This window comes from Demequina sp. NBRC 110051, from assembly GCF_002090055.1.
GTDB lineage: Bacteria > Actinomycetota > Actinomycetes > Actinomycetales > Demequinaceae > Demequina.
In genome coordinates this window covers 125,648-137,437 of the sequence record NZ_BBRH01000009.1, presented here as the reverse complement: position 1 = coordinate 137,437, position 11,790 = coordinate 125,648, and the positions used below count along the sequence as shown (strand labels likewise).

Genomic DNA, 11,790 nt, shown 5'->3' with positions numbered 1-11,790 from the left:
TCTGTGAAGTCCACTCGTCAGTGCACGCGTCCCTCGTGCGACCGCGCCGCGGCCGCGACCCTGACCTACGTGTACGCCGACTCGACGGTGGTGGTGGGACAGTTGTCCGCGCAGGCGGAGCCGCACAGCTACGACCTGTGCGCCCTTCACGCCGACCGCTTCACCGCGCCGCGCGGGTGGGACGTGGTGCACATCCACCAGGAGTTCACCGACGCCGGCCCCTCGCCCGATGACCTCGACGCGCTGGCCCGTGCGGTGCGAGAGGCGGGACGCCCCGCGCCCGCCCCCGTCGCGCCCGTGGCCGCCCCCGTGGCCTCCGAGCCGCGTCGCGGACACCTTCGCGTCGTGTCCTCCGACGCCTGAGGCACTAGCCTGGTGCGCGTGAGCGACGCACCCGACCTTTCCGGCCTCATCAAGTCCTACGACGTCCGCGGCGTCGTGGGCGACGACCTCACCGAGGACGTTGCCCGAGCGATCGGCGCGGCCTTTGCCGATGCCGTGGTGCTGCCCGAGGGCGGCTCCCGCGTGGTCATCGGCCACGACATGCGCGACTCCGGTCCCGCGCTCGTCCAGGCCGTCGGCGACGGCCTGCGCGAGCGCGGCCTCGACGTCACCGAGATCGGTCTGTGCTCGACCGACGGGCTCTACCACGCCTCGGGCGTCTTGGAGCTGCCGGGCATCATGGTGACGGCCTCGCACAACCCGGCCAAGTACAACGGCATGAAGATGTGCCGCCCGCTCGCCCGCGCGGTGGGGGAGACCACGGGACTGGGCCGCGTGCGTGAGCTCACGGCGCAGTACCTCGTCGACGGCATCCCCGCCGTCGAGCACCCCGGCACCCGCACCGACAAGGAGATGCTGGGCGACTACGGCGTGTTCCTGCGCGAGCTCGTCGACCTGTCCGGCATTCGCCCCCTCAAGGTGGTCGTGGACGCCGCCAACGCCATGGCCGGACTCACCGTCCCCGCGGTGCTTGGCACCGCCGCGGACCTCGCGGAACTGCCGCTCGAGATCATCCCGCTGTACTTCGAGCTCGACGGCACGTTCCCCAACCACGAGGCCAACCCCCTCGACCCCGCCAACCTGGTCGACCTCCAGGCCGCCGTCGTCGAGCATGGCGCCGACCTCGGCCTTGCCTTCGACGGCGACGCCGACCGCTGCTTCGTGGTGGACGAGCGCGGTCAGGTGGTCCCCGCATCGGCCATCACCACGCTCGTGGGCCTCGCGGAGGCGGCGCGGGAGCGCGCGAACGGTGGCGAGCCGACCGTGATCCACAACCTCATCTCCTCGCGTGCCGTGCCCGAACAGCTCGCGGCCGCGGGCGCGACGCCCATGCGTTCGAAGGTGGGGCACTCGAACATCAAGGCGCTGATGGCGGAACTCAATGCCGTTTTTGGCGGCGAGCACTCCGCACACTTCTACTTCCGCGACTTCTTCTATGCCGACACCGGCATGCTCGCCGCGATGCACGTGATGGCGGCTCTCGGGCGTCAGGACGGGCCGCTCAGCGAGATGATCGCGCCGTGCGACCCCTACATCGCGTCGGGTGAGATCAACTCGACCGTCGCGGATGCGGACGGCGCGCGCGCCCGCGTGCGCGAGGCCTTCGCCGCCGAGGGTGCCGTCGAGGACGACCTGGACGGCATGACGCTGTCGCATTGGGACGCCGAACCGCGCTGGTGGCTCAATGTGCGCGCCTCCAACACCGAGCCGCTGCTGCGCCTGAACGTCGAGGCGGCCGACCAGGAGACCATGGAGAGCGTGCGCGACCGCGCCCTCGCCCTCATCCGGCAGGCCTGACGTGTCCACGGAGGGTGGCACCAAGGCCATCGTGGCGGCGCTCGCCGCCAACCTCGGCATCGGCGTCACGAAGTTCGCCGCCTGGGCGCTGACGGGTGCCTCGTCGATGCTCGCCGAGGCGATCCACTCGGTGGCCGACTCGGGCAACCAGGTGCTCCTTCTCGTGGGCGGCAAGCGCGCCAAGAGGGTCGCGACCGCCGACCATCCGTTCGGCTATGCGCGCGCCCGGTATTACTACGCGTTCCTCGTCGCCGTCGTGCTGTTCACGCTCGGCGGCCTGTTCGCGCTGTATGAGGCATGGCACAAGTGGAGCCACCCCGAACCGATCGAGTCGTGGCAGTGGGTGCCCGTCACGGTCTTGGTGGTGGCGATTGCGCTCGAGAGCGCGTCGCTCAGGACCGCCGTGCGTGAGTCGCGACCAGCCAAGGGCGACCTCACGTGGCCGCAGTTCATCCGCCGCTCGCGCTCGCCCGAACTGCCCGTGGTGCTGCTCGAGGACACCGGCGCCCTCGCCGGCCTGGTCTTCGCGCTGTTCGGCGTCTCGATGACGCTCGTCACGGGCGACGGCCGCTGGGACGCCGCCGGCACCGCGATGATCGGCCTCCTGCTCGTCGTCATCGCCGTGGTGCTCGCCCGCGAGACCAGTTCGCTCATCATGGGAGAGTCCGCCACCTCCAAGGACCTCGCGGGCATCCGCGGGGCCTTCGAGGCATCGGGCCTCACCGACGTCATCCACCTGCGCACCATGCACCTGGGACCCGACGACGTGCTGGTGGCCGCCAAGGTTGCCGTGCGCGCCGGCGCGACCATGGGCGACGTCGCTGCCGATATCGACGACGCCGAGCGTCGCATCCGCGAGGCCGTCCCCGCCGCCCGCCTCATCTTCATCGAACCCGACCTGCGCCGCGCGCTCGCCGAGCCCGCCGCCTCCAAGGAGAACTCCCCGTGACCCACGAGTACGTCGTTGCCGACCTGGCCCTCGCCGAGGCCGGCCGTCACCAGATCCGCCTCGCCGAGCAGGAGATGCCCGGCCTCACGAGCCTGCGCGCCCAGTACGGCGACGCGCGTCCGCTCGCGGGCGCCCGCATCGCCGGCTCCCTGCACATGACCACCCAGACCGCGGTGCTCATCGAGACCCTCACGGCGCTCGGGGCCGAGGTGCGCTGGGCCTCGTGCAACATCTACTCGACTCAGGACGACGCAGCGGCGGCCGTGGTCGTCGGCACCGGCACCTACTCGGCCCCCGCCGGCCCGCCCGTGTTCGCCGTCAAGGGCGAGACCCTCGACGAGTACTGGGAGTACACCGACAAGATCCTCACGTGGGACGGCGTCGACGGCCCCACCATGATCTTGGACGACGGCGGCGACGCCACCCTGCTGGTCCACGAGGGCGTGCGCTTCGAGGCCGCCGGCGAGGTGCCCGCGCCGCTCGACGAGGAGGACCCCTCGTACAACGAGGAGGTCGAGTCGATGCGCAAGGTGCTGCGACGCTCCCTCGCGGCCGACCCCACGCGCTTCACCCGCATGGCCGCAGGCATCCTCGGCACGAGCGAGGAGACCACCACCGGCGTGCACCGCCTGGACCAGATGCATGCGCGTGGCGAGCTGCTGTTCCCCGCGATCAACGTCAATGACTCGGTGACGAAGTCCAAGTTCGATAACCGCTACGGCATCCGTCACTCGCTTCCCGACGGCCTCATGCGCGCCACCGACGTCCTCATCGGCGGCAAGCTCGTGTTCGTCGCGGGCTACGGCGACGTCGGCAAGGGCGCGGCGGAGGCGCTGCGCGGCCAGGGCGCGCGCGTCGTCGTCGCCGAGGTCGACCCCATCTGTGCGCTGCAGGCCGCGATGGACGGCTACGAGGTGGCTCGCATCGAGGACGTCGTCGAGCGCGCCGACTTCTTCATCACGACCACGGGCAACAAGGACATCATCCGCGTCGAGCACATGGCTGCGATGAAGGACAAGGCCATCGTCGGCAACGTGGGTCACTTCGATAACGAGATCGACATGGCGGGGCTCGCCCGCTCGGGCGCCAAGCACCAGCCCATCAAGCCCCAGGTCGACGAGTGGACGTTTGCCGACGGGCACAGCGTCATCATCCTGTCCGCCGGCCGCCTGCTCAACCTTGGTAACGCCACGGGCCACCCCAGCTTCGTGATGAGCACCTCGTTCGCCAACCAGGTGCTCGCGCAAATCGAGCTGTGGGTGAACCTCGACGAGTACCCGCTGGGTGTGCACCGCCTGCCCAAGGTCCTCGACGAGAAGGTCGCCCGTGACCACCTCGACGCGCTCGGTGTGCGCCTCACAGAACTGTCCGAGGAGCAGGCCGACTACCTAGGCGTGCCGCAGCACGGCCCGTTCAAGCCGGACCACTACCGCTACTGACGGCCGCGTACGAGGCCCCGCCGTCGCATCGGCCATTCCTCAGGGGCCGATGCCGCGGCTCAGTTATCGACGTCGATGACGCCGTACGGGAGCGCGCCCACGCGGCGCTCCTCGAGCGCGCCGCGACGCTGGCGATCCATCTCGATCGCGTACTCGCGGCGCCCGCGCTCGACGAGCACGGCGGCGATCGCGTACTCGGGGTGAGTGCCTTCGGGAGGCGGGGGCGAGACGTGGGCGAAGACGCGCTCGCCCAGGTCGTTGCCCAAACGCGCCCGTGAGTCCGGCCGCAGGGCGGCGGCGCGGGCGAGGAACATGCGGCTGGTCAGCGCGAGCCCGTCAGGAAGCCTGCGGATGTCGGCCGCACTCGCCCACGCCTCGAGGTGAGGCGGCATCGCGAGGGGAGGCAGCGCTTTCGCGCCGCCGCGCACGCGCATCGCGTACGTGCCGGCGAGCATGTCGCCCAGGCGCTTGCCGCGGGCCGAGAGCATCGACGTGGTGATGGCAATCATGCCGAACGAGAGATACACCTCGGCGAGGCCCACGAAGGCGCGGATAAACGCGTGGCGGAAGGCGATGGGGCCGCTGTCGTCGCGGACCACCCGCAGCCCCAGGGCGAGCCGGCCGGGGGAGAGCCCGCGCGTCAGCGTCTCGACGAGCGTGGGCAGCAGCACGAGGGTGACGACGATGGCGCCGATGACGACGGCGCGCCACAGGGCGCCGTTGAGGTAGGGCCCCAAGGTGTTGGCGATTGCCAGGAAGGACGCGAGGGCCGTGCCGCCGTAGACGAGGACGTCGATGGCGCCGGAGAGCATGCGCATGGTCACGGGCGCCGCGCCCGTGGACAGCGCGACACCCTCGCCGATCAGGATCTCGTCGTCCTGCATGGTGCCTCCGCGCGTGGTCGCCGTTGTGTGGCATCGTAGCGGCGTGGATGTCGACGCCCTGACCCGAGCGCGCGCGTCGCGCTGGGACCGCCTCAAGGAGCTCACGCGCCGGCGCAGGCTCACGGGCGCCGAGGCTGACGAGCTGGCGCGGCTGTACCGCTCAACCGCAGGGGACCTGTCGACGGTGCGTTCGGCGGCGCCCGAGCCGGCGCTCGTGACGCGGCTGTCGATCCTGCTCGCGAGCGCTCGCGTGTGGCTGACCGGCGCGCACGAGGCCTCGACCCATCCCGTGCGACGGTTCCTTCTGTATGGGCTCGCCGCCGCGCTGTACCGGGTGCGCTGGTGGGGCGTGACCGTGTCGCTCGCGGTGGTCGCGCTCGCGGCCCTGTCGGCATGGTGGACCGTCTCGCACCCCGAGTCGCTCGACCTCATCGGCGACCCCGAGACCCGCGCGGCGATCGCGAACTACGAGTTCGCCAACTACTACGTCGAGTACGACTCGAGCTCGTTCGCGGCCTCGGTGTGGTCCAACAACTGGTTCATCGCCGCACAGTGCATCGCGCTCGGGATCACCGGCATCTATCCGCTGTTCCTGCTGTACAACACGGTCGTGCAGTTGGGGGTGGCGGGCGCCGTCATGGCGGAGGCGGACTTGCTGGACGTGTACTTTCAGCTGCTCGCGCCCCACGGGCTGCTTGAGTTGTCCGCGGTGTTCGTGGCCGCGGCGGCGGGGCTCAGACTGTTCTGGACCATGCTGGTGCCCGGCCCGCGCACGCGCGGCCAGGCGCTCGCCGAGGAGGGGCGCACGGCCTTCGGCGTCGCGATCGGGCTGGCCGGCGTGTTGCTGATCTCAGGCCTCATTGAGGGCTTCATCACGGGCGCCGCGATCCCATGGGCCATCAAGGACGCGATCGGTATCGTCGCGTGCGCGGCGTTCTGGGTCTACGTCTTCGCCTTCGGGCGTGCCGCCGTCGCGGCGCAGGCCACCGGCGACGTCGAGGGTGACTTCGCGGTCGACACGGTGGCGGTCAGCGCGTAGGCGGCGCCACCGCGCGCGCCGCGCCCTGTGCGCCGGGTCGTCACCGACGCTCTCCCCCCCCCCGGCCTGCTTCCTGTGAGCCACTGGGGAGCGTCGAGCCGGGCGCCTACAGCCGTCCGGCGGCCTTCAGCGCAAGGTAGCGGTCCGCGACCGCAGGAGCGAGGTCGTCGGGGCCGGCCTGGACCACCTCGGCGCCCAGTTGACGCAGCCGCATCGCGACGGTGTCGCGCTCGAGGGCGGAGCGGGCCGCGGCCGCCGCACCGTACACGGCGGTCACGTCCTCGCGGCCGGCGAGCATGGCGGCCTCCTCGGGATCCTCGACCGAGGCGACGACAACCACGTGCTCGCGCGTCAGCGCCCTCACCGTGTCGAGCAGCCCCGAGTCGACCGCGGAGACGTCCACGGTGGTCAGGATCACCACGAGCGCGCGCTGGCTGAGCCGCCCCTGGACCAGGCGGGCGACCGCGGGCCAGTCGGGTTCGATGAGCGCGGGCTGGACGGTCGCGAGGGCGTCGGCGAGCGCGGGCATCATGGCGGGGCCCGTCATGCCCGCGACGCGTGCCCGCTCGGAGCGGTCAAAGGCCGTGACCTGCACCCGGTCACCGGCGCGGGCGGCGAGTGCGCTCAGCAGGAGCGTGGCCTCGATGCCCGCGTCGAGGCGGGGAGCGTCACCCACGCGCGCGGCGGACAGGCGCGAGGTGTCGAGCACGGTGAGCACCCGGCGGTCGCGTTCGGGCCTGTAGGTCCGCACCAGCACCTCGCCGCGGCGGGCCGAAGCCCGCCAGTCGAGCGAGCGCACGTCGTCGCCGATGACGTACTCGCGTAGCGAGTCGAACTCGGCGCCCGCGCCCTTCAGCTGGACGGCGCTTTGACCGTCGATCTCTCGTAGCCGGGCCAGACGCGACGGCAGGTGCCGGCGCGAGGCAAACTCGGGCAGGACCCGCACCACGCCCGGGGCCTCGATCGACCGCTGACGGCCCGCGAGCCTCATGGGCCCGGAGATTCTGACGGTGACGCGGTCCGCCACGCGGTCGCCGCGCCGGGTGGGCGTGAGCGTCGTGTGCAGCACGGCCGCCTCGCCGGCGGCAAGGCGCAAGCGATGCCTGGTGTCCCCGGCGCCGGCCGAGGGCTGCCACGCGTCGCGCAGGCTCAGGCGCATGCGCCGACGCGAGAGGTTGGCGATCTCGAGGCCCGCCGTGGTGGACTCGGTCAGGCGCACCGCGCGTGGAGCGTTGCGGCGCACCCCCACGTCCGTTGCTCGTGGTGCGATCCAGGCGTCGATGGCCGCGAGCGCGAGCACGCCGAGGACCCAGGCCCACGCGAACGAGCGGCCCGTGGACCACATCGCCGGGACGGCGCCGAGGGCCGCGAGGAGCGCCGTCCAGCCGGTGAGGTACATGGGTCAGCGGGGGACCGGCACGGACGCGAGGACAGATCCGAGCACGGCCCGCGCGGTGACGGCCTCGAGTTCGGCCTCGGCACGGAGTTGGATGCGGTGCGACAGTGTCCACTCCACGAGGGTCTTCACGTCGTCAGGGGTGACGAAGGTCGAGCCGCGCATCCATGCCCAGGCGCGAGCGGTCGACATGAGCGCGGCCGCGCCACGCGGCGACACGCCCACCGCGACCGACGCGGCCTCACGCGTCGCGCGGCAGATGTCGACGATGTAGCCGGCGACCTCGGTCGACAGCGACACCTGGGCGACCTCGCCGCGCGCGGCGGCGAGGTCCTCGATCGAGGCCACGGTGGCGACCCCGGCCTCGTCGAGGTCACGTGGGTCGAAGCCCGCGGCGTGACGGCGCACCACCTCGATCTCTGCCTCACGCGCGGGCAGGGGGACGGGCAGTTTCAGCAAGAAGCGGTCCAGCTGGGCCTCGGGCAGTGGGTAGGTGCCCTCGTACTCGATGGGGTTCTGCGTCGCGATCACGAGGAACGGGTCCGGCAACACGCGAGAGTCTCCGTCGACGGTGACCTGGCGCTCCTCCATGGCCTCCAGGAGCGACGCCTGAGTCTTCGGCGGCGTGCGGTTGATCTCGTCGGCGAGCATGAGGTTCGTGAACACGGGCCCCTCGCGGAAGGAGAACGCGGCGGTGCGCGCGTCGTAGACGAGCGACCCGGTCACGTCTCCCGGCATGAGGTCGGGGGTGAACTGCACGCGCGACGTGTCGACGCCGAGCGTGCGCGACAGCGTGCGCACCAGCAAGGTCTTGGCGGTACCGGGCACGCCCTCGAGCAGCACGTGGCCGCGGCACAGCAGCGCAATCACCAGTCCCGTGACGACCTGGTCCTGTCCCACGACGGCCTTCGACACCTCGGTGCGAATGCGTCCCAAGGCGTCCCGGGCGGCCGATGCCGTGGCAGGGTTCGCGGGCGCCCCACCCTGGCGCGCCTCCCCTTCGGGGGAGGCGGGCTGCGGGGCCTCGGGCTGCGGGGCGGGGGGCTGCTCCGCAGCGCGCTGCGCGGCGGACGCCTGCGCGTCAGCGGCGCCGTCGGTGGGGTACTCGGGGGTGTCGGTCACGGTCGGTGAACCTCGCTTTCCAGGCGGTCGAGCTCGGTGGTCAGTGTCATCAGGTCGGCGTCGCTCGCGGGGGGCGGGCCATACAGCAGGTCGGTCACGTCGGCACGGTTGCGGCCGGTGGCGCGGCAGATCGCGTCGACCAGAGCATCGGCCCCTGCCGTGCGCGGAACTCCCAGGCGCGGGCCGATGTTCCTCGCGGCGTGTGCTCGCATGGCCGCTCCCGCTCGGCCCGCGGCACGGGCGCGTCGGTACAGGCGTGCTCGGCCGCGCGTCGCCTCGGAGGCGCGCACCACCACGGGCAGCGGCTCGCGGACGAGCGGCCCGAAGCGGCGTGCGCGCCACATCGCGGTGACGAGGACGGCGAGCCCGAGCGCGAAGGCCGCGGGAAGCGTGCCAGGCGGGAGGAAGTCGGGGCTGACGGGCACGGCCTCAGGCGGCGCGATGCCGTCGCCACCCTCCCAGGTCGGCACCGAGGAATCGAACCCGTCGGCGACGTACCAGACCACGGACGGGTGGCGCCCGAGTGTGCGCAGCGTGAGGGCGGCGTTGCCCTCTTGGGCGAGACGATCGTTCGTCACGATCTCGGGCGAGGCGAGGATGGTGAGGCGCCCCGCGTCGCGCTCGAGGTCGACGTAGGTGGCCGCCCCCCTGTCGGTGGGGAAACACGTCGTCACCCCCTGGGCGGGTGTGCCGCTGACCCCCCAGGGGCCGGCCTCGACCTGCTGGGCCGCGAGGGCGTCTTCTGCGCGGCAGCTCGCGAGGGACACCGTGGTGGCGTCGGCATAGGTCGACACGAGCCCCGTGTTCGCCAGGCGCAACGTGGCGTCGTCCACCCCGAGGGTGACGAGGTCGCCGGGGTAGTCCAGGAGCGCCTCGACCTGGAACTCCTGCAGCAGGTGAGGCTCGGCGATGACCAGGGTCGTCGTGGCCGGGTCGCCGATGCGCGTCGAGCCCAGGGATTCGGCCTTGCGTACCTCGACGCCCTGGGTGCGAAGGATCTCGGCGGCCGCGCGGGCGCCGTCGCCCGCGGTGTTCTCGGGGGAAAAGGCGGTGTAATCCTGCGGCTTGGACGACCACACCAGCAGCACGATGACGACGACGAACAGCACGGCGACCACCACCAGGGCGGGGCGGCGGCGCGCGCGGCGCGCGAGCGAGGGGCGAGCCTCGGCCCGTGCGTAGTCGACGCTCATGCGACCACTCCAGCGTTCGTCACACCGGCACCGGCACCGGCACCGGCACCGGCATCCGAGCCCGCCGCGGTCCTGCGTGCACGCCCCAGCGCCGTATGCGTGTCACGGGCGCGCTGCCAGGACGACTCGGGTAGCCCGCCGCGTCCGTAGCGGGCGACGTCAAAATCGCGCGCCGTGGCGTCGATCGCGCGGCCCACGGACGGTACGCCGGCCGCGATCGCGCGGGCGGCCTCGTCGGCCGTCATGCCATCGCTGATGGCGACCACGCCGCGGTCGTCGAGCATCCGCACGCTCGCGCGGTAGATCTCGCACACCGCCGTGTCCCAGTCCCCACTCGCGGCGGCGCGCTCGGCCGCGCGTTCCATCTCCGAGACGGAGCGACGGTCGTCGTCGAGCACTCCGGTTCCGGTGCGGGCACGGCGTGAGCGGCGCACGGGTCCCACGGCGAGCCACACGACGAGGCCGATCAGCGCCGCCGCGACCACCATGATGAGAATGGTGCCCGCGGGGCCCAGCCCCGTGCCGAACCCGTCGAAGCCCTCGAACAGCCCGCGCAGCCAGTCACCCAGGCGTGCCATCCACGTCGCAGGCTCGGTGCGGTACTCGGACTTGGAGAGCTCCTCGACGGCCCAGCGCCGCGCCTCGTCGGCCTCCGGGTCGACGGGAATCGAGACCCTCACGCGTCAGGCCCGCCCCGCCGCGGCGGCCGCGCGCGCCTCGGCGGCCCGCGCGAGGTCGATGTCGAAACCCTCGTGGCGCATGCGCAGATCCACATACAGCAGCGCGAAGATCGCTCCGATGTACGCGTACACCAGCACCATCGACACCACGTAGGCGATGCCGTAGACCACGAAGAACGCCACGGCGAGGGCGACGACGGACTCCGGGGCGACGAACGACACCGCAAGCCCGCCAAACTGGCCCACGTACTGGAACACCGAGGCCGCGATATTGATCAGCACCATCGCGACGAACACGATGAGGAGCGACCACCAGAAACGCCCCTTGATGAGGCCGAGCGCGCGGCGCACACCCGCGGCCATCGACACGTCCTCGAGCACGATCAGGGCGCGGGTGACTCCCTGCACCACGGTGATCGCAAGGAACACAGGAATGGCCGAGAGGAACAGCAGCGCCGTGAGGACGATGCCCCCGGCAATCGCGGCGCCGTCGCCGAATGCCGCGAGTAGCAGCGGCGCGCACGCGATCGCTATCACCGCGATCATCGCGACGAACGACACCAGATACAGCAGCAAGAGCGAGCCCAAGCGGTGCTGGACCTGCTTCCAGGCTGTGGCGATGGTGATGCGCTCGCCGAGCACCGCACGCGCCACGCCGGGCGCGATGATCGAGCTGGAAAACACGTCGGCGAGCAGCGCGGCCGCGATGGCGATCACGATGAGGGCGACCGTCTCGCCAGAGATACCGGACAGTGTGGGTGCGGCAGACATGAGCCCCAGTTGGGGATCGTTGAAGACGATCCACAGCGTGGTGAGCGTCAGGATCGTCGACACGAGGGTGAACAGCAGGGGCGCACCGAGCATGACGGCGCGGTTGAACCTCAGCGCCTTGAACGGAACGGCGAGGAAGTCGCCGAAGCCCATCGGCTTGAGCGGGAGGATGCCCGGCTGCCACGACCTGTAGGTCGGTGCCGCGGCGGAGCCGTATGCGGAGCCGTACGCGCCGCCATACGCGGGTCCGGACGGTTGGCCGGGGGCGGCCGGCGAGGGCGGCGCCACCGGCGCAGGGGGTACGGCGGACGGCTGCGATGGCGGTGCGCCCGCGGGCGCGGTCCAGGCGGGCGGCGCGGATGCCTGGCCGGGCGCGGGCCACTGCGGCGCCCCGGTGGCACCCTGCTCGTCGGATCCAGTCACGTGCTTGCCTCCCTTGACCCGGACTATCCTGCCACGCAGGGGCGATGCGGCGCGGGGACCTGCCGGACGCGTCGCGGACCGTGGCAAGATGGCT

General features: G+C 71.9%; 11 protein-coding genes. 5 read left to right on the top strand and 6 right to left on the bottom strand.

Going from position 1 to position 11,790, the window contains the following annotated elements; translation table 11 throughout:
- Positions 1 to 3: 3 nt before the first annotated feature.
- The 4 genes from B7K20_RS04415 to ahcY are packed head-to-tail and all read left to right on the top strand — an operon-like array spanning position 4 to position 4,188.
- Positions 4 to 363, top strand: coding sequence for a DUF3499 domain-containing protein (locus B7K20_RS04415; protein WP_084100946.1), 360 nt, complete (start codon positions 4 to 6; stop codon positions 361 to 363).
- Positions 364 to 381: 18 nt separating this feature from the next.
- Positions 382 to 1,800, top strand: coding sequence for a phosphomannomutase/phosphoglucomutase (locus B7K20_RS04410; protein ID WP_084101079.1), 1,419 nt, complete (start codon positions 382 to 384; stop codon positions 1,798 to 1,800).
- A 1-nt stretch (position 1,801) separates the two neighbouring features.
- Positions 1,802 to 2,749: a cation diffusion facilitator family transporter gene (locus tag B7K20_RS04405; RefSeq protein WP_084100944.1), complete on the top strand. Its 948-nt coding sequence runs from the start codon at positions 1,802 to 1,804 to the stop codon at positions 2,747 to 2,749.
- Entirely contained in the window at positions 2,746 to 4,188 is a 1,443-nt protein-coding gene (gene ahcY / locus B7K20_RS04400; protein ID WP_084100942.1) for an adenosylhomocysteinase, read from the top strand. Before B7K20_RS04405 ends, ahcY begins: the two co-directional genes overlap by 4 nt.
- Before the next feature lie 59 nt (positions 4,189 to 4,247).
- On the opposite strand, the gene B7K20_RS04395 is transcribed toward ahcY, so the two are convergent.
- Positions 4,248 to 5,072, bottom strand: a complete 825-nt coding sequence (locus B7K20_RS04395) for an RDD family protein (RefSeq protein WP_084100940.1) — start codon at positions 5,070 to 5,072, stop codon at positions 4,248 to 4,250.
- 43 nt (positions 5,073 to 5,115) lie between these two features.
- On the opposite strand from B7K20_RS04395, the gene B7K20_RS04390 reads away from it, so the two are divergent.
- A complete protein-coding gene (locus tag B7K20_RS04390; RefSeq protein ID WP_084101077.1) occupies positions 5,116 to 6,111 on the top strand; it encodes a stage II sporulation protein M in 996 nt (331 codons plus the stop codon).
- Between the two features lie 106 nt (positions 6,112 to 6,217).
- Here B7K20_RS04390 and B7K20_RS04385 read toward each other — a convergent pair whose 3' ends face one another.
- From B7K20_RS04385 to B7K20_RS13390, 5 genes are read right to left on the bottom strand one after another with little or no spacing between them, the layout of a single operon-like run.
- Positions 6,218 to 7,510 carry a DUF58 domain-containing protein gene (locus tag B7K20_RS04385; protein ID WP_084100938.1) on the bottom strand — a complete coding sequence of 431 codons (1,293 nt, stop codon included), beginning with the start codon at positions 7,508 to 7,510 and terminating at the stop codon, positions 6,218 to 6,220.
- 3 nt (positions 7,511 to 7,513) lie between these two features.
- The gene (locus B7K20_RS04380) at positions 7,514 to 8,629 is read right to left on the bottom strand and encodes a MoxR family ATPase (RefSeq protein ID WP_084100936.1); all 1,116 of its coding nucleotides are present in this window, start codon (positions 8,627 to 8,629) and stop codon (positions 7,514 to 7,516) included.
- Positions 8,626 to 9,822, bottom strand: coding sequence for a DUF4350 domain-containing protein (locus B7K20_RS04375; protein WP_084100933.1), 1,197 nt, complete (start codon positions 9,820 to 9,822; stop codon positions 8,626 to 8,628). The genes B7K20_RS04380 and B7K20_RS04375 overlap by 4 nt, the downstream gene beginning before the upstream one ends.
- Positions 9,819 to 10,502, bottom strand: a complete 684-nt coding sequence (locus B7K20_RS04370) for a DUF4129 domain-containing protein (protein ID WP_084100929.1) — start codon at positions 10,500 to 10,502, stop codon at positions 9,819 to 9,821. Before B7K20_RS04370 ends, B7K20_RS04375 begins: the two co-directional genes overlap by 4 nt.
- Positions 10,503 to 10,505: 3 nt before the next feature.
- On the bottom strand, positions 10,506 to 11,696 hold the full coding sequence (locus tag B7K20_RS13390) for a hypothetical protein (RefSeq protein ID WP_084100926.1): 1,191 nt from the start codon (positions 11,694 to 11,696) through the stop codon (positions 10,506 to 10,508).
- Positions 11,697 to 11,790 lie beyond the last annotated feature (94 nt).

What these genes read in the sequence shown, in the direction of transcription:
- B7K20_RS04395 (WP_084100940.1), bottom strand. Translation starts at nt 5,072, where the DNA reads ATGCAGGACGACGAGATCCTGATCGGCGAGGGTGTCGCGCTGTCCACG.
- B7K20_RS04385 (WP_084100938.1), bottom strand. Translation starts at nt 7,510, where the DNA reads ATGTACCTCACCGGCTGGACGGCGCTCCTCGCGGCCCTCGGCGCCGTC.
- B7K20_RS04375 (WP_084100933.1), bottom strand. Translation starts at nt 9,822, where the DNA reads ATGAGCGTCGACTACGCACGGGCCGAGGCTCGCCCCTCGCTCGCGCGC.